The organism is Streptomyces sp. NPDC051364 (assembly GCF_040682115.1).
Classification (GTDB): Bacteria; Actinomycetota; Actinomycetes; order Streptomycetales; family Streptomycetaceae; genus Streptomyces.
Map to the genome: position 1 here is coordinate 431,194 of NZ_JBFBAH010000002.1, position 22,969 is coordinate 454,162.

The window sequence follows — 22,969 nt, forward strand, 5'->3', positions numbered from 1 at the left end:
CGATGAACCCGAGGGAAGCGGCACTTCTGACCACTTGGGAACTGGCTTGACCGCCACATAAGCGGGGCATAAGTTCTGCCTCGGCTTGCTCCAGCAGGACGGGCCGACGAACCGTCCTCTGGGGGGACCCATGAACTACTACACCGACGTTCTGAAGAAGTACACCGTCTTCTCCGGCCGCGCCCGCCGGCAGGAGTACTGGATGTTCACCCTCTTCAACCTGATCGCTCTGATCATCGTTGCCGTCCTCGACAACGCGATCGGCACCTACCCGCTCCTCTACGCGATCTACGCGCTGGCCGTCTTCCTCCCGGGCCTGGCCGTCGGTGTCCGCCGCCTGCACGACACCGGCAAGTCCGGCTGGTGGATGTTCATCGCCCTCGTCCCGCTGGTCGGCGGCATCTGGCTCCTCGTCCTCATGGCGACCGAGGGCCAGCCGCAGCCGAACGAGTACGGCCAGAACCCGAAGGCCGTCCAGGCCTGAACAGGCCCGCAAGCCTGAGCACCTGAGTTGCCTGAGCGCCGCCCCCGGCTGGAAACAGCCGGAGGCGGCGTTTTCGCCGTTCTGCGGGGTCGCGCGGGGCCGGAGGTGACGCGCGTCTCTCCCGGACTCGGGCAGGGGGCTGTCCGGACCGGCCCGATCACGAGATATCTTGATGTCGAGCAATGTTGCAGACGAGAGACGCAGACTGTGGAGCGGAGCATCCGGTGACTGACTCGACCATCATCTACACGCACACTGACGAGGCCCCGGCCCTCGCGACGTATTCCTTCCTGCCTGTGATCCAGGCCTACGCGTCGACGGCCGGTGTGAATGTCGAGACCCGTGACATCTCCCTGGCCGGTCGCATCATCGCCAGCTTCCCCGAGCACCTCGAGGAGGGCCAGCGGATCGCCGATGCCCTTGCCGAGCTCGGCGAGCTGGCGAAGACGCCGGAAGCGAACATCATCAAGCTGCCCAACGTCTCGGCCTCGATCCCGCAGCTGAAGGCCGCGGTCGCCGAGCTCCAGGGCCAGGGCTACGCCCTCCCGGACTACCCGGACGACCCGAAGTCCGATGAGGAGCGCGAGATCCGCGCCCGCTACGACAAGATCAAGGGCAGCGCCGTCAACCCGGTCCTGCGCGAGGGCAACTCCGACCGCCGCGCCCCCGCCTCGGTCAAGAACTACGCCAAGGCCCACCCGCACCGCATGGGCGCCTGGACCTCCGAGTCGAAGACGAACGTCGCCACCATGGGCGCCGACGACTTCCGCTCCACCGAGAAGTCCGCCGTGATCGCCGAGGCCGGCACGCTCCGCATCGAGCACGTCGCCGCCGACGGCGCCACCACCGTCCTGCGCGCGTCCGTACCGGTCCTGGCCGGCGAGGTCGTGGACGCGTCCGTCCTGCACGTCGACGCGCTGCGCACCTTCCTGGACGCGCAGATCGCCCGCGCCAAGGCCGAGGACGTCCTGTTCTCCGTGCACCTCAAGGCCACGATGATGAAGGTCTCCGACCCGATCGTCTTCGGCCACGTGGTCCGCGCCTTCTTCCCGAAGACCTTCGCCAAGTACGGCGAGGTCCTGGTCGCCGCCGGCCTGTCCCCGAACGACGGCCTCGGCACCATCCTGAACGGCCTCGACGGCGTCCCGCACATCGGCGCCGAGATCAAGGCCTCCTTCGAGGCCGAGATCGCCGAGGGCCCGGCCCTCGCGATGGTCGACTCGGACAAGGGCATCACCAACCTGCACGTCCCGTCCGACGTCATCGTCGACGCCTCCATGCCGGCCATGATCCGTACCTCCGGCCACATGTGGGGCCCGGACGGCAACGAGGCCGACACCCTGGCCGTCCTGCCGGACAGCAGCTACGCCGGTGTCTACCAGGTCGTCATCGACGACTGCCGCGTGCACGGCGCCTTCGACCCGTCCACCATGGGCTCGGTGCCGAACGTCGGCCTCATGGCCCAGAAGGCCGAGGAGTACGGCAGCCACGACAAGACCTTCGAGATCGCCGCCGCGGGCACCGTCCGCCTCGTCGACGCCACGGGCAACACGGTCCTGGAGCAGGAGGTCGCCGCCGGCGACATCTTCCGCGCCTGCCAGACCAAGGACGCGCCGATCCAGGACTGGGTCAAGCTCGCCGTCACCCGCGCCCGCGCCACCGGCGTCCCGGCCGTCTTCTGGCTCGACGAGGGCCGTGCGCACGACGCGCAGCTGATCGCCAAGGTCAAGACGTACCTGGCCGAGTACGACACCGACGGTCTCACCATCGAGATCCTCTCCCCGGTCGAGGCCACCGCGTACTCCCTGGAGCGCATCCGCCGCGGCGAGGACACCATCTCGGTGACCGGCAACGTGCTGCGCGACTACCTGACCGACCTCTTCCCGATCCTGGAGCTGGGCACCAGCGCCAAGATGCTGTCGGTCGTCCCGCTGATGAACGGCGGCGGCCTCTTCGAGACGGGCGCCGGCGGCTCCGCCCCGAAGCACGTCCAGCAGCTGGTCAAGGAGAACTACCTGCGCTGGGACTCCCTCGGTGAGTTCCTCGCGCTGGCCGTCTCCTTCGAGCACCTTGCGACCACCACCGGCAACGCCCGCGCTCAGGTGCTGGCCGACACCCTGGACCGTGCGACCGGCTCCTTCCTCAACGAGGACAAGTCGCCGAGCCGCAAGCTGGGCGGCATCGACAACCGCGGCAGCCACTTCTACCTCGCCCTGTACTGGGCGCAGGAGCTGGCCAAGCAGACCGACGACGCCGCGCTGGCCACCGCGTTCGAGGCGCTCGCCAAGACGCTGGGCGAGCAGGAGGAGACCATCGTCGGCGAGCTCATCGCCGTCCAGGGCTCCCCGGCCGACATCGGCGGGTACTACCAGCCCGACGCCGCGAAGGCCTCGGCGGTCATGCGGCCGTCCGCCACCTTCAACCAGGCGATCGCGACCCTCGCGTAACGTCCGGACGTTGTGAAGGGTTCCGCCCCGGTCGGCAGCCGCCGACCGGGGCGGAACCGTCTGTGGGCCCGTACGCGGGCCCGTACGCGGGCTCCGGGCGCCGGAAACCCTGTTGCAGGGCGGTCCCGCCGACGGCTAGGAAGTCCCCGTGATTCAGGGAACCCTGGCCGGGCTGCGCGCCCGGCACGCCGATGACGTAGCCGTGCTCCACGCCGAGCTGTACGAGGACGTGGCGACGCGGTCGCGCGCCGGATCCGGGCCGTGGCGCCCGATCGCCGCCGGCGCCGGGCACTCCCCGTTCGAGCCCGCCGCCCCGTCCGACAGCGTGGCGGTCTTCTCGGTGGTCGACGCCGCTTCCGGATCGCTCGCGGGCGATGCCGTGCTGTGGGGCATCGACGCCCACAACCGCTGCGCCCACCTCGGGATCTCACTGCTGCCCGCCTGCCGGGGCCGCGGCTTCGGCGCGGAGGTCGTCCAGCTGCTGTGCCACTACGGGTTCACCGTGCGCGGGCTGAACCGGCTCCAGGTGGACACCCTCGCCGACAACAGCGCCATGATCAGCGCCGCGACGCGCGCGGGCTTTACCCTGGAGGGCACCCTGCGGCGCTCCGCGTGGGTGTCGGGGGCCTTCGTGGACGAGGTGATCCTGGGGCTGCCGGTGGAGGAGTGGAAGCAGGTGGCTTGAGGAGGTGTCCGGCGGGCCACTGGTGGCCCTGTGGCGGGTGCGTTAGCGTGCCGCCGGGGGTCTGGGGGGAGTACGGGTGGCGCGTCGCAACAACACGTCCTGCGCGGGCATCGGCTGCGCGGGCTATCTGCTGCTCAACGTGGTGGGGCTCGTCGGCACCCTGCTCGCGTTCCCCGTGCTGATGCCCGACCTGATGGCCCAGCAGACCCCGCCGCTGAAGGTGGAGGGCGCCGGCCAGTGGGCCGTCGTGTACGGCATCCCGGTCGTCGTGGCCTGCGTACTCGTCGCCGTCGCGGGCCGCGGGGGGCGCGTCACCTGGTGGATGTTCCTCGCCCGGGTGGCCGTCATGCTCGCCGCCGTCGCCGCCGCGGTGACCTACGCCGAGGGGCAGGTCGCCGAGCAGCCCTGGAACGTCCGGATGAGCATCGAGGCCTGCGCCGCCGGGTTCGCGGCCCTCGTCGTCCACCTGGGCGTGCGCCGGTGGGACAGGTCGGCAGGGGCGCGCCCCCGGCCGGGCGAGGTCTGGCTGGCCATGGTGCCGTTGCGCGAGGACCCGAAGCAGCAGCTGCGGCACTACTGCGTGGTCCTGGCGACCGGGCCGGGCGGCGCCCGGGTCGCCCAGATCACCAGCAAGGACAAGGACGGCCGGCACAACCACGTCCGGCTCCCGAACCACGGCTGGGACGAGGTCTCGGGCCGCCCCCACTGGGTGGAGATCGGCCGCGAGCCGCGTGTGGTGCCCTACGGCAAGTTCCTCAAGTCCCGGCCCCAGGGCCGGTGCCCGGACGCCGTCTGGGCCCAGCTGCAGGCCCGGCTGCCCGCGGGCCCCGCGGCCGTGCCGACTCCGCGCTCCCCCGTCCCCCGGCTGCTGAAGCGGATCCTGCGCAAGTACCACGGCTGACGGGGAGCCCGCCCCCTCGGCCCCGGCCCCCGGCCCCCGGGTCAGAGGCGGTGCACGCGTTCCCCCTCGAAGGCCAGCGGGGACGGGCCCGCGGCCAGGATGCGCAGCCCCGGGGCCGCGGTCAGCAGGTTCCGCAGCCAGGCCAGCGTCTGCGGCGCGAGCAGGTCGGTGCCGTCCAGGACGAGCAGCATGTCCCGCTCCGCGAGCCACGAGAAGGCGTTCGCCGTCCCGCAGGGCAGGAAGGGCATGCCCGGTACGCAGCCCAGCGCGGCCGTCAGCTCGCGCAGGCCGAACGGACGGTCCATCACGACCACGGCGACGCCGTCGCAGAAGTTGGACGAGAGCCGCTCGGCGATCTCCCGCACCAGCAGGCTCCGGGGCTCCCGGAACCGCCCGGTGACCGTCAGGACCCGTCCCCGCCGGACGGCGGTCAGCAGTCTGGACAGCTCGTCGGACGTCGCCGGCAGCGTGCCGGCACTGCCTGAATCCCTCATCGGCACGATGCCCCCCATTGCATGCGTGTCCGTGCGCGACCAAGGGTTCTTTCGGGCCGCGTAGCGATGATTATGCGTCAGTTCTGCCGGAAGGCCAGGGGAATGTCGTATTCCGGAGAAAGGCCCGGGCCGCCCCGGGCCGCCCTCCGATCATCGCACTTGTACACCCGGCGAACCTTTGTCCATTCGGCCAGGTGGGGCACCGTGACGTGCGCAGCGACCGTCCCGTGGCCGGATGGTGATCACGCGCCATGACCACGGTGCTCCCTCGGCGGCGGCCGGAACCGTCAGCGGGACCTTCCGCGCACGCCTGCCGTGGACCATCGCCATCAGCGCCACGATCACCCTGGTCCAGGTCGTCGGCGACCACTTCGACCTGGCCCACTCCACCCGCCGGCCGGAACCGGAGGGGCACGCGGAGGACGAACGGGCCCTGCACACCTGACCGCAGGGGCCCTCACGCCCACCCGGCCCGGTGCGGTGCCCGGGGCAGCGCCCCGGCGCCTGCCGCCACCACCGGTTCGGTCCGTCGCGCGTGGTGCCGTTCCAGGTCCTCCTCCCGGTAGCGCCGGGTCTCCGCGTGCCAGGTGGCGATCCCGGCCATCCACTGCTTGAGCTCGTCCGCGTACCGCTCCAGTGCCGCGCGCGCCGCCGCATCCAGCCCGAAGTCCCGGTACATGGCGGGGAACTCCTTCTCCAGCACGTGCTCGAACTGCTTCATCCGCGAGGTCATCAGATCGTTCACGACCCCGAGCGCCGTCCGGTAGTCGCAGCCGAAGAAGGTCTCCGTGACGACCAGCATGTTGAGCAGCTCGCCCTCGTACTCCACCTCCTTCTGGTACGAGTACACGTCGTTCATCAGCGCCGAGTAGTCGAAGGCCGCCGCCTCCAGCGACTGCATCGCCGCACTCTCGTACACGGCCTCCGGTACGACGTCCATGTGGGCCATCCGGGCCAGCGAGGCCGTCATGGGCGAGCCGAAGGTCACCCGGCGCATCTCCAGGTAGTCCACCGGATCCGGCACCCGGTGGGCCGCCTGGTTCTCCACCTCCCACAGCCAGCTGTCGAGCACCGCGTCCATCGCCGCCCGGAACATGCGCCGCCCGGCCGGCGCCATCGGCGTGATCGTGCGCAGCCAGACGTCGGCGAGCCCCCGTTCCACCGCGTTCACCGGGGGAGCGGTGGGCGCCTCGGGCTCCAGCGGCATGAGCGCGCGCAGCCGGGCGTCCTGGGCCCGGGCCCCGGCCAGGTCGCGGGTGGCGCCGAAGCGGAGCGGGTAGAGGTCGTCCGCGTACGTGCCCCAGCTCAGCCAGGCCGCGCTGACGTCGAGGTCCGCGGCCGAGGCCTTCGGGTCGATGCCCGCCGAGCAGAGCGCGAAGTCGAAGTCGACGGCCTTGTCCTCCCACCACAGGCCCTCGTCGAACATCCCCATCGCACGGTTCCACTCCACCAGCCGCCCACGGGCGCCCTCCAGGTGCGGGTTGAGCCGGTTCGGGTACGGCAGGTAGAACTCCGGGATCACGGACGGGCCCACCGGGTGCGGGGTGCGGGTGTGCCGCCGGAGGCGGTCCGCGCCGCCGGTGATGCCCAGCAGCGCCTTGAAGCCCGAGGTGGCGCTTCCCAGCCCGGAGGGCCCGGCGGGCAGGCCGGACCGCCGGTTCATGTAGCGGCTGGAGCGCAGATGCCACTCGTGGCCGCCGGACTGCCAGTCCTGGAGCCCGCGGGCGTACGTGAGCACCGCCGTGACCTGCTCCGGGGTCAGGCCGGCCCGCACGGACATCGGGGGCAGCTCGGCGAAGAAGGTGTGCTCGAACTGCTGGAGGCGCGAGGTGAGCAGCCGGTTCAGCTGATCGGCCGCCTCCTGGGTGGTGCACCCGAAGAACGTCTCCAGCACCAGCACCCCGTTGCTGAGTTCGCCCTCCTGGCCGACCTCCCGCTCGTACGAGAACAGGTCGTTGCGGAAGTGCACCGAGTCCGCGAAGCAGTCGCGCAGCACGCGCAGCGGCCGCTCGGCGGAGACGGCGGCGGGCACCTCGGCGCCCACGGCGTGCTCGACGAGCCCCGCCGACCAGGGCGCGCCGCCGACCTTGCGGCGCTGTTCGACGTACTCGACCGGATTGGCGACCCGGCCGATGCTGATGTTGTCGAGCTCCCACAGGGACTCCACGAGCAGATTGCGGGTGCTGAGCGAGAAACGGGCGATCCAGTCCGGCGAATGCCCGGGGACGGTACGGGCCCACAGGTCGGCGAGCCCCGCCTCCACGGGGTTGCTGGGCTCCGGGGTCTGCGCGTTCCCGTCGTGGTCGGGTGAGCCGTCGGGCATGAACAGGGCCAGGCGATCCAGTGCGGTCCGTCCGCCCGTCCGGTCGCCGGGGCGCTTGAAGACCTCCAGGAACCAGTCGTCGAAGAAGAACACCCACACGTACCAGTCGGTGACCAGCGAAAGCATCGGAGCATCGCACTCGGGGTGGGTGTAGGCGCACAGCAGCGCGTAGTCGTGCGCCTCCAGGTCGGCCTGCTCCCATACGCCGGATCCCTCCAGCATGCCCATGCCGCGGGCCCAGCCGAGGGCGTGCGCGCGGGCGCGGGCCAGGTGCGGGTTGAGGCGGGCGGGGTGCGGGACGTAGAACTCGGGCAGTTCGAAGGGCTGCGCGCTCCCTGTGCTGCTCATGCGGCCGCCGCCCTCAGTCGTCGAAGCGCGAGATCTCTACGTTCTCCAGCACCCCGACGGCGTCGGGAACCAGGATGGCCGCCGAGTAGTAGGCGGTGACCAGGTAGGAGACGATCGCCTGCTCGTTGATGCTCATGAACCGGACGGACAGGCCCGGCTGGTACTCATCGGGCAGGCCCAGCTGGTGCAGCCCGATGACCCCCTCGTTGTCCTCGCCGGTGCGCATGACCAGGATCGAACTGGTCCGCTCCTTCGTGACCGGAATCTTGTTGCAGGGCAGCAGCGGCACCCCGCGCCAGGAGGGCATCGAGTGCCCCTGGAACTCGACGGAGGCCGGGTACAGCCCGCGCCGGCTGCACTCGCGGCCGAACGCGGCGATCGTGCGCGGGTGCGCGAGGAAGTACTGGGAGCCGCGCCGCCGGCTGAGCAGCTCGTCCATGTCGTCCGGGGTGGGCGGTCCGGTGCGGGCGTAGATCCGCTGCTCGTAGTCGGCGTTGTGCAGCAGCCCGAATTCCGGGTGGTTGACCAGCTCGCTCTCCTGGCGCTCCCTGAGGGCCTCGATGGTCAGCCGCAGCTGCTGTTCCGACTGGTTCATCGGCTGGTTGTAGAGGTCGGCGACGCGGGTGTGGACCCGCAGCACGGTCTGGGCGACGCTCAGTTCGTACTCGCGGGGGCTCAGGTCGTAGTCGACGTACGTGCCGGGCAGCATGACCTCGCCGGTGTGGCCGGCGGACAGGTCCACGGCCTCGCTGCCCTTGCGCCCCACGCGCTCCGCCTCCAGGTAGGCCTCGGCGTGCCGGCGCAGGGCGGGGGAGCGGTTCAGTGCCTCGTCCCAGTCGCCCCGGTTGTACGTCATGGTCACCACGTCGGTCTGGGCCCGGGCGGTGAACTCCCAGCGGGCGTCAGGCAGCGGGTGGTGGCCGAAGTGGTCGCCGTCGCTGAGGACGCCCAGGCTCGCCTCGTCCCCGTACGCGCCGGCGCCGAGCCGCTCGATGCGGCCGTGGGCGACGAGGTAGATCTTGTCGACGGGCTCGCCGCTGCGGACGATCACGTCGCCCTTGCGGAACTCCTCCTTGACGAACCGGTCCGCGATGGACTTGACGACCGCGTCGTCGGGGAAGTGCCGGAGCATGCCGAGCTCGCGCAGCATGGGCGGGATGACCCGGAGTTCGGACCCGGTCTTGACGAAGCTGATGCGCCCGTCGCCGAGGGTGTAGCTGACCGTGCGGTTGACCCGGTAGGTGCCGCCGCCGGCCTGGACCCACGGGAGGATCTTCAACAGCCAGCGGGAACTGATGCCCTGCATCTGCGGGGCGGACTTGGTGGTGGTCGCCAGGTTCCGCGCCGCATCGGTGCTGAGGCTCTGGCGGGCGTTGCGGGTCGGGTGTGCGGCGGCGCTCTCTTCGGTCGTCGGGTCGACAGACATGACGGAACGTCCTCTCGGTCGGTCTTCCTGGCTCCGGATGCGGCGTCGGTGACTGTCCTGCGCAGCGGCCCGGGTGCGGGTCGCGCACGTCGCGTACGTCGCGTACGGGGGCGATCGGAAGGAGCGACCCCGCTTGTGCGTGATCCGCTGTGCTCCCGCACGCCACGCACACCCGGTGTGACCGGGTGCCACCGTGTGCACACGTCTTAGTTAGAGGCAGGGCGGCCCCACCCGGTACACGGGCCCCTGTCCCACCCTGTTGAATCTCCGACCGTGTTGAAGCGCTGGACACACGTACGAGTTGGGCGGTTCTGGATGGCGAAGCGTGACCCCAACGGACAACTCCGCACCCTCCTCATCGAAGCCCGCTGGAGCGGGCAGGACTTCGCACGGGCCGTCAACGGCATCGCAGCCGAGGCCGGTCTCACCCTCAGCTACGACCGGACCTCCGTCTCCCACTGGCTCGCGGGCACCAGGCCGCCCGCCCACGTCGTCGACCTCGCCGCCGAGGCGCTGAGCCGGCGCACCGGGCGCCGGATCGCCGCCGCCGACACCGGTCTCGCCCGGCCCGCCGGGGCGAGGGCGCGGGAACGCCCCGGCGGCGGGGCGCACGACGCGGACGTCCTCGCCGCGGCCGCCCTGGCCGGTGCGCAACTGCCCGACTGCGGGCCGGACTTCGGGGTCGGTGCGCTGGGCGAGATCCCGGTCTACTCCTCCGCGTGGCGGCCGCCGGAGGGGCAGCAGCCGGCCCATCCGGGGCAGGCCGGCTCGAGGGCCGGGGTACGGGCCGAGGCGCGGGCCGGGGCACGGATCGGGCAGGACCACGTACGGGCCGCCGAGGCGGTGCTCCCGGTCTTCCGCAACGCCGACATGATGTTCGGCAGCGGGCTCGCCCGGCCCGCCCTGACCGCGTACCTCGCCACCACCGTCGCCCCGTGGCTGCGGGCCGACGCGCCGCCCTCCGTACGCCACCGGCTGCTCGGCGCCACCTCCCGGCTGGCCTACACCGCCGGGTTCCTGTGCTTCGACAGCAACCAGCACGGTGTGGCCCAGGCCTACTACCGGGCGGCGCTGCGGCTGGGCCGGGAGGCCGGAGATCCGCAGTGCCACGCGCCCGTGCTGCGGGCGATGAGCGTGCAGGCCCACCACCTCGGCCACCGCACGCAGGCGCTGGAGCTCGCGGAGGCGGCCGCACGGGAGGCGGGGCGGCTGCCGGCGCTCCAGGCGGCGTTCGTCACCGGGCAGCTGGCCGTGGCGGAGGCCGCCTGCGGGGACCGGCGGGCCGCGGTCTCCCATCTGGCGGGCGCCCAGCGGCTGCTGGACCGCTCGGCCGGGCAGAGCGCGCCGATCGGCGACTACCACCAGGCCGCGCTGTGCCACCAGCAGGCGGAGGCGCTGGCCGCGCTGGGTGACGGCCGGGGTGCCATCGCCGCGCTCGGCGCCTCGCTGCGCCACCGCCCGGCGGCGGAGCGCCGGGCCCGGGCGGTCACGGCGGCCCGGCTCGCCGAACTCCACCTGGGCCAGGGGCATCTGGAGCGGGCCTGCGCCGCCTGGCACGAGCTGCTGGACGTCGTACCGCAGCTGGAATCGGCCCGGGTGACGGACGCGCTGCGCCGGATGCGGGGGCGGCTGCGGGCGGTCCGCGCGAGTGGGGTCGTACGGCCGCTGCTGGAGCGGGTGGCGGCCGGGACGTAGCGGCGCCCTCGTCGTACATCCGTTCAGAGCTTCAACTGCGCGGGATTTTCAACAGGGCCGGTGCCGGGGCGGCTACCCGTGCGCCGGGCCCGCATCGCACTGTCATGCCATGCAGAAGCATCCGCCCGCTGCCGACCCCGCCCGCCCGCCCGAGCTGTCTGCCCTGCCTGCTCTCCCCGGCCTGCCTGACCTGTCCGGCCTGACCGGCCTGCCTGACCTTTCCGTTCTGTTCGCCCCGCCCGCCCTGGCCGCCCCGCCCGCCCCGGCCGACCCGCCCGCCCCGGCCGTACTGCCCGCCCCGGCCGTACCGCCCGCCCCTCCCGTTCCGTCCCGCGCCGCGCTGCTGGCCCGGCTGCGCGGGGGTCCCGGCGGACCGGGCACCAGCACCCTGCGCATCCGTCCCGTCCTCCCGCCCCCGGCCCCGGCCGTCGTCCCCGCGCCGACTCCGGCTGCCGTACCGGCCCCCACGGCGCCCGGCCGGTCCCGGGGGAACCCCGCCGTCCCCGAGCTGTACTGCCCGCCCCCGCAGCGCGACGACCCGGCCCTCGGGGACGCGGTCGAGGACCGGCTCATCGCCTGGGCCGAGGAGACCGGGATCTACGCCGGCCGGCTGGACGAGGTACGGGCGCTCTCGATCGGCCGGTACACCATGCTCACCTACGCCCACGTCGAGGACCCGGACCGGCTGCTCGCCCCCGCCAAGTGCACCCTCGCCCAATGGGCCACCGACGACTACTACTGCGACGACGAGAGCGCCGGCGCCGTCCCGCTCCGGATCGCCACCCACCTGTCCCAGGCCCTGGCCGCCATCGACCCGGCCCATCTGCCGGCCCGCTACGCGCCCCTGCTGGAGCAGGCCATGTGCGCCGACCCGGTCCTCGTCGCGCTGCGCTCCAGCACCGAGCACCTGTCCCGGTACGCCACCCGCTCCCAGCTCACCCGCTACCGGCACGAGATGGCCGCGCTCTTCTCCGGCTACACCGCCGAGGCCGGCTGGCGGGTCTCCGGCCGCACCCCGCCCGTCTGGGAGTTCCTCGCCGTCCGCCAGGACAACAGCTTCATCCCCACCATGGTGATGCTCGACCCGGCGGGCGGCTACGAGCTCCCCGTCGAGGCGTACGCCGACCCGCGCGTGCGGGGCGCGGTCCTCAAGGCCGCCTCCGCCAGCGTCATCGTCAACGACCTCTACTCCATGCACCGCGAGGACGAGAGCGCTGCCGTCAACTACAACCTGCCGGCCCTGATCGAGGCCGAGGAGGGCTGCTCGCGGGCCGAGGCGGTCCGCCGCTCCGCCGGCCTCCACGACGAGCTCGTCCACGCCTTCGAGGAGGAGTCGGCCCTCCTCTCCGCGGCCGGATTCCCGCCGCTGATCCGCTTCCTGGCCGACGTATGGGCCTGGCTCGGCGGAAATCTGGAATGGCACCGCACCACCGCCCGCTACCACCCCGCGGGCCGGGCCCCGGCCCAGGACAGCGGCCCGACGCAGGACCGGACGCAACGCCCGACGCACGGCCCGGAGCAAGGCCCGACGCACGGAGGGACCCCGGCATGACCACCCCCGAAGCCCCCACCCCCGAGGCCGAAGAGGCGGCCCGGCAGGCCGCCCTCAGCACCGCGGCCGCCCGCAACCTCGCGACGACCACCAAGTCCGTCCCCCAGATGCAGGGCATCAGCTCCCGCTGGCTGCTGCGCGTACTGCCCTGGGTGAACGTCGGCGCGGGCACCTACCGCGTCAACCGGCGCCTGAGCCACGCCGTGGGCCGGGGCAGGGTCTCCTTCGTGCAGACCGGCGCCGACGACGTGCGGATCCTCGCGCCCACCCTGGGCGAACTCCCCACCCTCAAGGGCTTCCAGGACCAGGAGGTCCTCGAGGACCTCGCCGTGCGCTTCGTCAAAAGGGACCTGCGCGCGGGCGACACCCTGGTCGAGGAGGGAGCCCCCGTGGAGGAGGTCTTCGTCATCGCCCACGGCCGCCTCGAGAAGCGCGCCCAGGGCAAGTACGGCGCGCCGGACGTCCTCGGCGTCGTCGCCGACGGCGACCAGCTGGGCGACGACGCCCTCGGCCGGCCCGAACCGCGCTGGGACTACTCCGTACGGGCCGCCACCGCCGGCACCGTGATGGTGCTGCGCTGGCGCGCCTTCCAGGAGGTCCTGGAGCGCTCCGCCGCCCTGCGCGCCCACCTCGGACAGTACGTGGAGAACGGCCGCCGCCCGGTCAACCGGCGCGGCGAGGCGGACATCGAGCTCGCCTCCGGCCATGCGGGCGAGACCCTGCTGCCCGGCGCCTTCGTCGCCTACGACCTCAGCCCGCGCGAGTACGAACTCTCCCTCGCCCAGACCGTCCTGCAGATCCACACCCGCGTCGCCGACCTCTACAACGACCCGATGGACCAGTTCGAGCAGCAACTTCGCCTGACCGTGGAGGCTTTGCGTGAGCGTCAGGAGTGGGAGCTCGTCAACAACCGGGAGTTCGGGCTGCTGCACAACGCCGCGTACGAGCAGCGGATCAACACCTGGTCCGGGCCGCCCACCCCCGACGACCTCGACGAGCTGGTCACCATGCGCCGCGGCACCAAGGTGCTGCTGGCCCACCCCAAGGCCATCGCCGCCTTCTTCCGCGAGTGCAACAAGCGCGGGCTCGTCCCCGACAACGCCGAGGTGCAGGGCAAGTCGGTACCCGCCTGGCGCGGGATCCCGCTGCTGCCCTGCGGCAAGATCCCGATCGTCGGCGGTCACACCAGCTCGATCCTCGCGCTGCGGACCGGCGAGGAGCAGGAGGGCGTCATCGGCCTGCGGCCGACCGCGATCCCCGAGGAGTACGAACCCGGCCTGAACGTCCGCTACATGGGCATCGACCAGCGCTCGATCATGTCCTACCTGGTCAGCGCCTACTACTCGACGGCCGTTCTCGTCCCCGACGCCCTCGGGATCCTGGAGAACGTGAACGTCGCGGCCGCCCGCTCCTGACCTCCGGCCGGGCCGGCCCCGGTCGATGCCCGTGCCCCTGCGAACGGTTGTCCGGAAGCCGCCGATCGGCTCTACTGCTGTGCAAGTCCCGCATCCGGGGCACAGCGCAGGGGAGGGCATCCACGATGAGTTCGCACCGCCGCCGCCGGGGGTTCCGGGGCCGGCCGCTGCTGACCCAGTCGGCCGCCGCCTTCCTCCTCGTCGGCGTCTGCGCCGCCGCCGGCATCGCCTGGGACCCGTTCGCCCGCGCCTCCGGCCAGGACGGCGCCTCCGCCGCGGTGATCGGCACGCCCTGGTCCGCCGGTCCCGGCACGGGCTCCGGGAGCCCCACGCCGAGCGCCACCGGTCAGGCCTCGCCCGCTCCCGGCGGGAGCCCGGCCGGCGAGGGCCGGGGCAGTGCCGCGGGCGCGGGGGACCCCGCCGGTCAACGGCCCGCCGGAGCCCTGCCCTTCGACCTGCCCGGGCCGGCCGCCCTGCGCACCGGCGGCGCGGGCAGGAAGCTGGTCTTCGCGCACTACTTCACCCCGTACCCCCTCTCGCTGGACAACGCGAGCGCCGACGCCGACTACTACACCCGCAACTACCTGAACCCGGGCGGGGAGAACGGCAAGCACGAGCGGTACGGCGGCCTGCTGCGCGACCGGCCGCTGCCCGTCCAGCCCAAGGGCGGCAACTGGGAACGCGCCAACCTCGAGCAGGAGGTGCGCACCGCCCGCGCCGCCGGCCTCGACGGGTTCACGCTCGACATGCTCTCCCTGTCCGGGCCGAACCGGGACCGCGCCCACCTCCTGATGGAGGCCGCCCATGCGGTCGACCCCGCGTTCAGGATCATGCTGATGCCGGACATGACCTCGCTGAACACCGACGACCCCGGCGTGCTCGCCGACGCCGTCGCCGCCCTCGGCAAGGCCCCCGCCGCGCACCGCCTCGGCGACGGCCGGCTCGTCGTCTCCCCCTTCAAGGCGGAGGCGAAGGACGTCGCCTGGTGGACGCAGGTCCTCGACCTCCTCAAGACCCGGCACGGCATCCGTACCGCCTTCGTCCCGACGTTCCTCGACTTCGACGCCAACAGTGCACGGTTCGCGCCGATCAGCCACGGCTTCTCCGAGTGGGGCAGCCGCAGCTACGTCGGCCAGGAGAGCGCCACCCGCGACGTGCAGCGGGCCCACGGCATGGGCAAGATCTGGATGCAGCCCGTGTCGGTCCAGGACGCCCGCCCCAACCAGGGCATCTACGACGAGGCCGGCAACACCGCCACCCTGCGCTCCACCTGGACGCACGCCATCGACGACGGCGCCGACTGGGTACAGCTCACCACCTGGAACGATTACTCGGAGGGCAGCCAGTTCGCGCCCTCGCTGCACAACGGGTACGCGTACCTGGACCTTTCCTCGTACTACCTGGCCAAGTTCAAGACGGGCAGCTGGCCGAAGATCGTCCGCGACACGCTGTACGTCTCGGCCCGCACCCAGTTCGCCGCGGCCGACCCCACCGGCACCCAGTCGCTGGTGATGTCCCTGCGCAAGGGCAGCGCCGCGCCCCGCGACTCGGTGGAGGTGCTCAGCTTCCTGACGGCCCCGGCGACCGTCCGTACGGCGGTCGGCTCGGCCCAGGACGAGCACGAGGCCCCGGCCGGCATCCACTCCGCACTGCTCCCGCTGCGCCCGGGCACCAGCTCGGCGGTGGTGGTCCGCGACGGCAAGCCCGGCACAGAGGTGAAACTGCCCTACGAGGCGGACCGCACGGTGAAGGTCCAGGACCTGCAGTATTACGCCGTCACCAGCGGGCGTGACTAGGGTCGGCCGCATATACCGGCCACCTTCGCGGTATTGGCCCTTCCGGGCCGTCCGGGGCGGCTCGCATCATGCGGGCAACCGCACACCACCCCTCGGAGGACCCGTGACCGACCCGACCGCCCCCGCCGCTCCGTTGCGTCCTGCCGCCCCCGCCGTGTTCCCCGGGGGACCCGGGCTGTTCCGGCTGGATCCGGAGATCGCGCACCTGAACCACGGGTCCTTCGGCGCCGTACCGCTGCCCGTGCAGGAGGCCCAGGCTGCGCTCCAGGCGGAGCTCCACGCCGATCCCGACGCCTTCTTCGTCGGCGCCGCGGACCGGATCGCCGGGGCCCGCGCCCGTATCGCACGGCACTTCGGCGCCGACCCCGACGGCATCGCCTTCATCGGCAACGCCACCGAGGGCGCCAACCTCGCCCTCGACGCCGTCCCGTTCGCCGACGGCGACGAGATCCTGGTCACCGACCACGGGTACGGCACGGTCGTCGCGGCCGCCGCCCGCCGCGCGCGCGTCAACACCGTCGCCCTGGACCCGTACCTGCCCGACGAGGACGCCGTACGCGAGACCGTGCTGGCCGGGCTGACGTCCCGTACCAAGGTGGCGCTGCTCGACCACATCAGCTCGCCCACCGCCCGGCTCATCGCCTCGCCCCGGCTGCTCGCCGACCTGGCCGCCCGCGGGGTCACGACCGTCGTCGACGGGGCGCACGTCCCCGGCATGGTCGCGGACCCGCTCGCCGGGGGCGCCGACTTCTGGTTCGGCAACCTGCACAAGTGGGGGTACGCCCCCTCCGGCAGCGCCGTCCTCGCGGTCGCCCCCGGACACCGCGGCCGGGTCCGGGCGCTGGTGCCCTCCTGGGAGGACGCGGACGGGTTCCCCCGCTCCGTCGAGAACCGCGCCACCGCCGACTACACCGGCTGGCTCGCCGCCCCCGAGGGCCTGGACCTCCTCGACCGGCTCGACGCCGCGAAGGTGCGGGCCCACAACAGTGCCCTCGCCGCCCACGGCGCGGCCCTGCTCGCCGAGATCCCCGGGCTCACCCCGCTCCCGTACACCGAGGGCCTCGCGATGCGCTCCCTGCGGCTGCCGCCCGGCACCGCCGAGACCCCGGAGGCCGCCCGCGCCCTGCGCGAGCGGATCGCGGCGGAGCAGGGCATCCGGGTGCTGGTCTGGCCGTGGCCGGGCGGCGGCGGCATCCGCGTCTGCGGGCAGGTCTACAACCGCCCCGAGGAGTACGAGCGGCTTGCCGCCGTGCTCCCCGGCTACGTGGGATGACGGGGCTAGGGGGTGTTCGGCGGATCAGCTCGGGTCCGCCGAACACCCCCTAGCCGCGCCGGAGCAGATACGTGTCCATGATCCAGCCCTTGCGGGCGCGGGCCTCGGTCCGGAGCTCCTCGATCCGGCCGGCGACCTCCGCCAGCTTCCCCGAGACCAGGATCTCGTCCGGGGTGCCGACGTAGGCGCCCCAGTAGATGAAGAGGTCCTGGTCGAGGTGGGCCGTGAAGGCGTGCCGCGCGTCCAGCATCACCACCACGTCGTCCACGTCCTGCGGCCAGCCCTCGGCCAGCCGCCGCCCGGTGGTGATCTGGACCGGCCGGCCGACCCGGTTCAGGTTGGTCCGGTGCCGGGCCAGCAGCGAGGAGATGCTGCTGATGCCGGGCACGACCTTGTGCTCGAACGCCACCCGGCCCCGCTCCAGCACCTCGTCCAGGATGGCGAGCGTGGAGTCGTACAGCGAGGGGTCGCCCCAGACCAGGAACGCCCCGGTCTCGCCGTCCGCCAGGTCCTCGGCGATGAACCGCTCGAAGATCTCGGCCCGCGCGCTGCGCCAGCCGTCCACCGTCGGTGCGTACTGATCCGGGGTCCGGTCCCGGTCCGGGTCGCGGCCCTCCACGAGCCGGTGGCCGGGGCGGGCGTGCTCGTCGAGCATCGCGCGCCGCAGCCCGGTCAGATCCGCCTTCTCCTCGCCCTTCTCCAGGATGAGGAATGCGTCCGCCGCGCCGATCGCCTTGACCGCCTGGAGGGTCAGGTGGTCCGGGTCGCCCGCGCCTATGCCGATCACTGAGAACTTCTTCACGCCGCTATTCTGCCCGTCATGCGTGCCGCCCTGTTCGTCACCTGCGTCAACGACGCGCTGTACCCCCGGACCGGCATCGCCGTCGTACGCCTGCTGGAGCGGCTCGGCGTCGGCGTGGACTTCCCGGCGGCCCAGAGCTGCTGCGGCCAGCCGCAGTACAACACCGGCTACCGGCGCGAGAGCGAACCCCTGCTGCGGCGCACCGCCGAGGCCTTCGCGGGGTACCCGTACGTGGTCACCCCGTCGGGTTCCTGCGCCGCGATGGTCCGCGCCCACTACCCGCGCATCGCCCGCCTGGCGGAGCAGGAGGGGCGCGGCTCCGGGCTGGCTGCGCTGGCCGGGGACCTCGTACCGCGCGTCTACGAGCTGACCGAGTTCCTGGTGGACGTACTCGGGGTGACCGATGTGGGCGCGTACTTCCCGCACACCGTCACCTATCACCCCTCTTGTCATGGCTTGCGAGGGCTCGGGCTGGGGGACCGCCCGCGGCGGCTGCTGGCCGCAGTCAAGGGCCTGGACCTGGTCGAGCTGCCCGGCGCCGAGGAGTGCTGCGGCTTCGGCGGGACCTTCGCCGTGAAGAACCCGGACGTGTCCGCGGCGATGGGCAACGACAAGATCGACAGCGCGGTGGGGGCGGGAGCGGACGTGCTGTGCGGGGCCGACAACTCCTGCCTGGCCCACCTCGGCGGGATCCTGCGCCGCAGGGGGGACGCGATGCGCGCCCTGCACCTGGCCGAGATCCTGGCCTCGACGGAGGAGGAACCGCTGCGATGACGGGGACGTTCATGGGGATGCCCGCCTTCCCCGCCTTCCCGGATGCGGCGCGGCAGGCCGTCGGGGACGGGGTGCTGCGCGCCAACCTCCGCCGCGCCACCCACACCATCCGCGACAAACGGGCCCGGGCCGTCGCCGAGCTGGCCGACTGGGAGCGGCTGCGCGCGGCGGGCAAGGCCGTCAAGGACCACACGCTCCGCCACCTGGACCGCTACCTGCTCCGGCTGGAGGAGTCCGTGACGGCCGCGGGCGGCACCGTCCACTGGGCGGCCGACGCGGACGAGGCCAACCGGATCGTGACCGGGCTGGTGCTGGCCACGGGCCACCGAGAGGTGGTCAAGGTCAAGTCCATGGCCACCCAGGAGATCGGCCTCAACGAGGCCCTCGAGGCGGCCGGGATCGCCGCGTACGAGACGGACCTGGCCGAGCTCATCGTCCAGCTCGGCCACGACCGCCCCTCGCACATCCTGGTCCCGGCCATCCATCGCAACCGGGCCGAGATCCGGGACATCTTCGAGGCGGAGATGGGCCGTTGGGGCCTCCCGGCGCCGGACGGGCTCGGTGACGACCCGCGCGAACTCGCCGAGGCGGCGCGCCTGCACCTGCGCGAGAAGTTCCTGCGCGCGAAGGTCGGGGTCTCCGGCGCCAACTTCATGGTCGCCGAGACGGGCACGATGGTCGTCTTCGAGTCCGAGGGCAACGGCCGGATGTGCCTGACACTGCCCGAGACCCTGATCTCGGTGGTGGGCATCGAGAAGGTCGTGCCGGCCTTCCGGGACCTGGAGATCTTCCTCCAGACGCTGCCGCGCTCGTCGACGGCCGAGCGGATGAACCCGTACACGACGATGTGGACCGGGCTGGGTCCATCGAAAGGGGCGGACGGCGACGGCCCCTCCGCCTTCCACCTCGTCCTCCTCGACAACGGCCGCACCGACACCCTCGCCGACGAGGTGGGTCGCCAGGCCCTGCGCTGCATCCGCTGCTCCGCCTGCCTGAACGTCTGCCCGGTGTACGAGCGCGCCGGCGGCCACGCGTACGGCTCGGTCTACCCCGGGCCGATCGGCGCCATCCTCAGCCCCCAACTGCGGGGTACGGGCAGTGAGATCGACGCCTCGCTGCCGTACGCGTCCACCCTGTGCGGGGCCTGCTACGAGGTCTGCCCGGTCGCCATCGACATCCCCGAGGTCCTCGTCCACCTGCGCGAACGGGTGGCCCAGGGCGGCCCGGCGACCCGCGAGGGCATCCGCGTCCGGATCCGCCCCGCGCACGGCCACACCGCCGAACGGGCCGCGATGCGGGCCGCCCGGCTGCTCCTGGACCACCCGGGCGCGCTGCGTGCGGGGGAGCGCCTCCTGGCCCGGTCCCGCCGGCTCCGGCCCCGCCGCCTGCCGGGTCCCGGCCGGGCGTGGACGGACACCCGGGACCTCCCGGAGCCCCCGCCGGAACCGTTCCGCGACTGGTGGTCCCGGGAGCGGGGAGGGCAGGAATGAGCAGCAGGGACCGCATCCTGGGCCGGATCCGCCGGGCGGTGGCGGACAGCGACCCCGACCCCGCCATCCCCCGGGACTACCTCCCGGTCCACGGCACCCGCACCCCGGCCGAGACGGCGGACCTCCTCGCCGCCAACCTGTCCGAGTACCGCGCCAAGGTGCACCGCACGGACGAGGACGGGCTCGCGCTGCTCCTCATGCGTCTGCTGGCCGAGCGGGGCGTGCGGACGGTCCTCGTCCCGCCCGGCCTGCCCCCGTACTGGCTCGCGGCGGCGGACGCCACCCGCGTCCACGACCGCGCCGCCTCCACCCCGTACGAACTGGACGCGGTGGACAGCGTCGTGACCGGCTGCGCCCTGGCGATCGCCGAGACCGGCACGATCGTCCTCGACGGCGGCCCCGGGCAGGGCCGGCGCCGTATCACCCTGATCCCGGACCACCACATCTGCGTGGTCCGGGTCCCGGACCAGGTGGTGGACTCGGTCCCGCAGGCACTGCCCCTGCTGGACCCGGCGCGGCCGCTGACCTGGATCTCCGGACCCTCCGCCACCAGCGACATCGAACTCGACCGGGTGGAGGGTGTGCACGGCCCGCGCACCCTGGAGGTGGTCCTGCTGACCGGACCAGCAGAATGAGTCCCATGCCCGCATACATCGCCCTCACCGCCCTCGTCGTCCGCGACTACGACGAGGCCATCGACTTCTACACCCGTGCCCTCGGCTTCACCCTCGTCGAGGACACCGCGCGCCCCGACGGCTCCCGCTGGGTCGTGGTCCGCCCGGACGGCGCCACCGAGGCGGCGCTGCTGCTGGCCCTCGCCAAGGACGAGGCCCAGCGCTCCCGGGTCGGGGACCAGACGGGCGGCCGGGTCGGCTTCTTCCTGTACACCGACGACTTCGCCCGGGACCACACCCGGATGACCGCGGAGGGCGTCCGCTTCCTGGAGGAGCCGCGCCACGAGGCGTACGGCTCGGTGGCCGTCTTCGAAGACCTCTACGGCAACCGCTGGGACCTCCTCGAGCCGGCGTAGCCCACTGCCGCGACCACCCGCATCGGCCGCCGCCGCAGCCCGGGCTGCCTGGCGGCCGCCGCCGGGCCCGGCCGGCGCGCTCAGGCGGGCCGCCGCTGCCCCGGCCCGGCCCGGGCGGGGCGCTGCCGGCGGACCTGCGTCGCCGTAGCCCCGGCCCGGGCGTACCGGCTGCCGCCCCGGCCCGTCGCGTCGGCTGCCGCCGGCCCGCTCGCGGTCAGGCGGGGTTCGGTTGATCCGGCCGGGAGACGAGGCGCGGGGCCTCGGCCGCCGCGTCGACCGCAGGCCCGGCCTCCACTCGTGGGGCCAACTCCCGGGCCCAGCGGACCAGACCCGGCACATCGATCCCGTACGGAGACTGCGCCCCGGTCGTTCCACCCGCGCTGCCGGCGATGTCGGGCCCGCCCGCGCTGCCCGCTCTGCCGGCCCCACCCCCGGCGTCAGGCCTGGCCGAGGTGGTCTCGGAGACTTCGGACGTTCGGGCGGTCCCGCCCGGATGGGTGACTGCCTCAGGCCCCGTGGCCGTCTCCGGCCCGGGCGCCGTGTCCCGCCCCGCCAGGGCGAGTGCGTCGGCCCCGCGGCGCAACAGGCGGGCGCCGCCGACGGCGTTCCCGCGGGCGGCGTGCGTGAGGCCGACCGCCAGCTGGGCGAGAGCCCGCCACAGCGGGGCCTCGGCCGGCGGGCCGGACTTCCAGGCGTCCTCGAACACCTCGTGCGCGTGGAACGGCATCCCGGCATCCAGCAGCCGCTGCGCCTCGGCCAGTGTCTCGGCGGGCGTCCGCACGATCCCCTCGGGCTGCCGCTCCACCCCCGGCTCCCCGTAGGGCAGCGGCCGCCCCAGCCCGTCCCGCGGCCGCGCGCTCCGCGCCCGCCCCTCACCGTCCCGATCCCGTCCGTTCACCCGGCCATCCTCCCTCCCGCAGGAAACCCGTGCATGCGCACCCCTCTACGTGGGGTAATGTTCTGCATGTGCCGCAGGGACGGGGGAAACCCCAGATCAACAGCACAACGGGACGTGGCGCAGCTTGGTAGCGCACTTGACTGGGGGTCAAGGGGTCGCAGGTTCAAATCCTGTCGTCCCGACCAGCGTTTTTTCGCCGGTCGTAGGCCGTTCTCTCATCCATGAGAGGACGGCCTTCTTCGTATTCGGGGTCCTGATGTGCCATGCGGCGGGCCGGCCCGACGGGGGCCGCCGACGGCATCACCGCCCGTTCCGCCCGCCCCACTCCCGTCTTCCCCGACGGCGCCGCGGACAGGGGAGGGGGAGCGGGATGCGCTAACCTCGCGGCTGATCGTGCAATCGTGTGCGGCCCGAAGGGGCAGCCAGGGAGATACAGTTGACGCAGTTCGAGGACCAAGTTCCGTTCGTGGTCCGGTTGGACACCGGTGATCGGCAAGCGCTCCTACACAGCGGCAACCCCCTGGTCTACCCTGCGAGACAGGTCCTGCTGCGGGAGCACGAACCCTCGACACACGTCCTGATCATCCTCTCCGGCTGGGCCAAGGTGACCTCGGCGGCGCCCAACGGGTATGAGGCGCTCCTCGCGCTCCGCGGGCCCGGGGACGTCGTCGGCGAGCAGGCCATGCTCAGCGGGCGGCCGCGCGGGGCGACCGTCACCGCGCTCGAACGGGTCGAGGCGCTCGCCATCGACGCCGACCGGTTCGGCGCCCTCCTCAGCGAACGCCCGGGCATCGCACGCAAGCTGCTGGCCCTGACAGCCGACCGCACCCGCGACAGCGACCGACGGCGCGTGCAGTTCGCCTCCCTCACCGTGCAGGAGCGGCTCGCCCTGCTCCTCCTCGAACTGATCCGTACCCACGGCAAGGACTCGGAGGACGGCGTCCAGCTCACGGCCGGGCTCACCCAGAGCGAGCTCGCAGGCTCGGTCGGAGCTTCGCGCGAGGCAGTCGCGCGGCTCCTCAAGCAGCTGCGGGAGCGGGGCATCGTACGGACCGGGCGGCGCGGGCTCGTCGTCGTAAGGCCTGATGTACTGCGGCAGATGGCGCGCGCCGGGAACGGCTGACCCGGGCTGTCGG

At 72.9% G+C, this 22,969-nt stretch carries 19 protein-coding genes, 1 tRNA gene and 1 pseudogene; 16 read left to right on the forward strand and 5 right to left on the reverse strand.

Annotated elements, in window-relative coordinates:
• Positions 1-130 precede the first annotated feature (130 nt).
• The 4 genes from AB0M76_RS05870 to AB0M76_RS05885 all read left to right on the forward strand — a co-directional run bounded on the left by AB0M76_RS05870 (position 131) and on the right by AB0M76_RS05885 (position 4,517).
• Positions 131-484 (forward strand): DUF805 domain-containing protein, encoded by a 354-nt coding sequence (locus AB0M76_RS05870; RefSeq protein ID WP_266661770.1) that lies wholly within the window; start codon positions 131-133, stop codon positions 482-484.
• 224 nt (positions 485-708) lie between these two features.
• On the forward strand, positions 709-2,931 hold the full coding sequence (locus AB0M76_RS05875) for an NADP-dependent isocitrate dehydrogenase (RefSeq protein WP_365951715.1): 2,223 nt from the start codon (positions 709-711) through the stop codon (positions 2,929-2,931).
• A 148-nt stretch (positions 2,932-3,079) separates the two neighbouring features.
• Complete coding sequence (locus AB0M76_RS05880; RefSeq protein WP_365951716.1) at positions 3,080-3,616, forward strand: GNAT family protein; 537 nt, start codon at positions 3,080-3,082, stop codon at positions 3,614-3,616.
• Between the two features lie 76 nt (positions 3,617-3,692).
• Complete coding sequence (locus AB0M76_RS05885) at positions 3,693-4,517, forward strand: hypothetical protein (RefSeq protein ID WP_365951717.1); 825 nt, start codon at positions 3,693-3,695, stop codon at positions 4,515-4,517.
• A gap of 41 nt (positions 4,518-4,558) precedes the next feature.
• On the opposite strand, the gene AB0M76_RS05890 is transcribed toward AB0M76_RS05885, so the two are convergent.
• Positions 4,559-5,011, reverse strand: coding sequence for a hypothetical protein (locus tag AB0M76_RS05890; protein WP_266661762.1), 453 nt, complete (start codon positions 5,009-5,011; stop codon positions 4,559-4,561).
• A gap of 235 nt (positions 5,012-5,246) precedes the next feature.
• Here AB0M76_RS05890 and AB0M76_RS05895 point away from each other — a divergent pair, with 235 nt between their 5' ends.
• The gene (locus AB0M76_RS05895) at positions 5,247-5,456 is read left to right on the forward strand and encodes a hypothetical protein (RefSeq protein ID WP_365951718.1); all 210 of its coding nucleotides are present in this window, start codon (positions 5,247-5,249) and stop codon (positions 5,454-5,456) included.
• Positions 5,457-5,468: 12 nt separating this feature from the next.
• Here AB0M76_RS05895 and AB0M76_RS05900 read toward each other — a convergent pair whose 3' ends face one another.
• Both AB0M76_RS05900 and AB0M76_RS05905 read right to left on the reverse strand, forming a co-directional pair.
• Complete coding sequence (locus AB0M76_RS05900) at positions 5,469-7,682, reverse strand: germacradienol/geosmin synthase (protein ID WP_365951720.1); 2,214 nt, start codon at positions 7,680-7,682, stop codon at positions 5,469-5,471.
• Positions 7,683-7,695: 13 nt separating this feature from the next.
• Positions 7,696-9,108 carry a family 2B encapsulin nanocompartment shell protein gene (locus AB0M76_RS05905; RefSeq protein ID WP_365951721.1) on the reverse strand — a complete coding sequence of 471 codons (1,413 nt, stop codon included), beginning with the start codon at positions 9,106-9,108 and terminating at the stop codon, positions 7,696-7,698.
• A 315-nt stretch (positions 9,109-9,423) separates the two neighbouring features.
• Here AB0M76_RS05905 and AB0M76_RS05910 point away from each other — a divergent pair, with 315 nt between their 5' ends.
• From AB0M76_RS05910 to AB0M76_RS05930, 5 genes are all read left to right on the forward strand, one after another.
• A complete protein-coding gene (locus tag AB0M76_RS05910) occupies positions 9,424-10,803 on the forward strand; it encodes a hypothetical protein (RefSeq protein WP_365951722.1) in 1,380 nt (459 codons plus the stop codon).
• A gap of 109 nt (positions 10,804-10,912) precedes the next feature.
• Positions 10,913-12,355, forward strand: a complete 1,443-nt coding sequence (locus AB0M76_RS05915; protein WP_365951723.1) for a family 2 encapsulin nanocompartment cargo protein terpene cyclase — start codon at positions 10,913-10,915, stop codon at positions 12,353-12,355.
• Positions 12,352-13,770: a family 2B encapsulin nanocompartment shell protein gene (locus AB0M76_RS05920; protein WP_365951724.1), complete on the forward strand. Its 1,419-nt coding sequence runs from the start codon at positions 12,352-12,354 to the stop codon at positions 13,768-13,770. Before AB0M76_RS05915 ends, AB0M76_RS05920 begins: the two co-directional genes overlap by 4 nt.
• A gap of 125 nt (positions 13,771-13,895) precedes the next feature.
• Positions 13,896-15,566, forward strand: a complete 1,671-nt coding sequence (locus AB0M76_RS05925) for an endo-1,3-alpha-glucanase family glycosylhydrolase (RefSeq protein WP_365951725.1) — start codon at positions 13,896-13,898, stop codon at positions 15,564-15,566.
• Between the two features lie 103 nt (positions 15,567-15,669).
• Complete coding sequence (locus AB0M76_RS05930) at positions 15,670-16,839, forward strand: aminotransferase class V-fold PLP-dependent enzyme (protein ID WP_365951726.1); 1,170 nt, start codon at positions 15,670-15,672, stop codon at positions 16,837-16,839.
• A 49-nt stretch (positions 16,840-16,888) separates the two neighbouring features.
• Here the strand turns inward: AB0M76_RS05930 and cobF are convergent, their stop codons facing one another.
• Entirely contained in the window at positions 16,889-17,641 is a 753-nt protein-coding gene (cobF, locus tag AB0M76_RS05935; protein WP_365951727.1) for a precorrin-6A synthase (deacetylating), read from the reverse strand.
• Positions 17,642-17,659: 18 nt separating this feature from the next.
• On the opposite strand from cobF, the gene AB0M76_RS05940 reads away from it, so the two are divergent.
• From AB0M76_RS05940 to AB0M76_RS05955, 4 genes are read left to right on the forward strand one after another with little or no spacing between them, the layout of a single operon-like run.
• The gene (locus AB0M76_RS05940; RefSeq protein WP_365951728.1) at positions 17,660-18,415 is read left to right on the forward strand and encodes a (Fe-S)-binding protein; all 756 of its coding nucleotides are present in this window, start codon (positions 17,660-17,662) and stop codon (positions 18,413-18,415) included.
• Complete coding sequence (locus AB0M76_RS05945) at positions 18,412-19,905, forward strand: lactate utilization protein B (RefSeq protein ID WP_365951729.1); 1,494 nt, start codon at positions 18,412-18,414, stop codon at positions 19,903-19,905. Before AB0M76_RS05940 ends, AB0M76_RS05945 begins: the two co-directional genes overlap by 4 nt.
• Positions 19,902-20,540 carry an LUD domain-containing protein gene (locus tag AB0M76_RS05950; RefSeq protein ID WP_365951730.1) on the forward strand — a complete coding sequence of 213 codons (639 nt, stop codon included), beginning with the start codon at positions 19,902-19,904 and terminating at the stop codon, positions 20,538-20,540. The genes AB0M76_RS05945 and AB0M76_RS05950 overlap by 4 nt, the downstream gene beginning before the upstream one ends.
• A gap of 5 nt (positions 20,541-20,545) precedes the next feature.
• Positions 20,546-20,935, forward strand: coding sequence for a VOC family protein (locus AB0M76_RS05955; RefSeq protein WP_266998222.1), 390 nt, complete (start codon positions 20,546-20,548; stop codon positions 20,933-20,935).
• A gap of 559 nt (positions 20,936-21,494) precedes the next feature.
• Here AB0M76_RS05955 and AB0M76_RS05960 read toward each other — a convergent pair.
• Positions 21,495-21,833 (reverse strand): annotated as a pseudogene (locus AB0M76_RS05960) (DUF309 domain-containing protein); the annotation flags it as partial.
• Between the two features lie 108 nt (positions 21,834-21,941).
• Between AB0M76_RS05960 and AB0M76_RS05965 the strand changes: the two are divergent.
• Positions 21,942-22,018: transfer RNA gene (locus AB0M76_RS05965), tRNA-Pro, on the forward strand.
• 251 nt (positions 22,019-22,269) lie between these two features.
• Complete coding sequence (locus AB0M76_RS05970; protein WP_365951731.1) at positions 22,270-22,956, forward strand: Crp/Fnr family transcriptional regulator; 687 nt, start codon at positions 22,270-22,272, stop codon at positions 22,954-22,956.
• Positions 22,957-22,969: the final 13 nt, after the last annotated feature.

Bases quoted from the DNA above. Each gene is read 5' to 3' on its own strand.
- AB0M76_RS05895 (WP_365951718.1), top strand. From the start codon at position 5,247: ATGGTGATCACGCGCCATGACCACGGTGCTCCCTCGGCGGCGGCCGGA.
- AB0M76_RS05915 (WP_365951723.1), top strand. From the start codon at position 10,913: ATGCAGAAGCATCCGCCCGCTGCCGACCCCGCCCGCCCGCCCGAGCTG.
- AB0M76_RS05950 (WP_365951730.1), top strand. From the start codon at position 19,902: ATGAGCAGCAGGGACCGCATCCTGGGCCGGATCCGCCGGGCGGTGGCG.
- AB0M76_RS05870 (WP_266661770.1), top strand. From the start codon at position 131: ATGAACTACTACACCGACGTTCTGAAGAAGTACACCGTCTTCTCCGGC.
- AB0M76_RS05925 (WP_365951725.1), top strand. From the start codon at position 13,896: ATGAGTTCGCACCGCCGCCGCCGGGGGTTCCGGGGCCGGCCGCTGCTG.
- AB0M76_RS05945 (WP_365951729.1), top strand. From the start codon at position 18,412: ATGACGGGGACGTTCATGGGGATGCCCGCCTTCCCCGCCTTCCCGGAT.
- AB0M76_RS05905 (WP_365951721.1), bottom strand. From the start codon at position 9,108: ATGTCTGTCGACCCGACGACCGAAGAGAGCGCCGCCGCACACCCGACC.
- AB0M76_RS05890 (WP_266661762.1), bottom strand. From the start codon at position 5,011: ATGAGGGATTCAGGCAGTGCCGGCACGCTGCCGGCGACGTCCGACGAG.
- AB0M76_RS05910 (WP_365951722.1), top strand. From the start codon at position 9,424: ATGGCGAAGCGTGACCCCAACGGACAACTCCGCACCCTCCTCATCGAA.
- AB0M76_RS05955 (WP_266998222.1), top strand. From the start codon at position 20,546: ATGCCCGCATACATCGCCCTCACCGCCCTCGTCGTCCGCGACTACGAC.
- AB0M76_RS05940 (WP_365951728.1), top strand. From the start codon at position 17,660: ATGCGTGCCGCCCTGTTCGTCACCTGCGTCAACGACGCGCTGTACCCC.
- AB0M76_RS05900 (WP_365951720.1), bottom strand. From the start codon at position 7,682: ATGAGCAGCACAGGGAGCGCGCAGCCCTTCGAACTGCCCGAGTTCTAC.
- AB0M76_RS05920 (WP_365951724.1), top strand. From the start codon at position 12,352: ATGACCACCCCCGAAGCCCCCACCCCCGAGGCCGAAGAGGCGGCCCGG.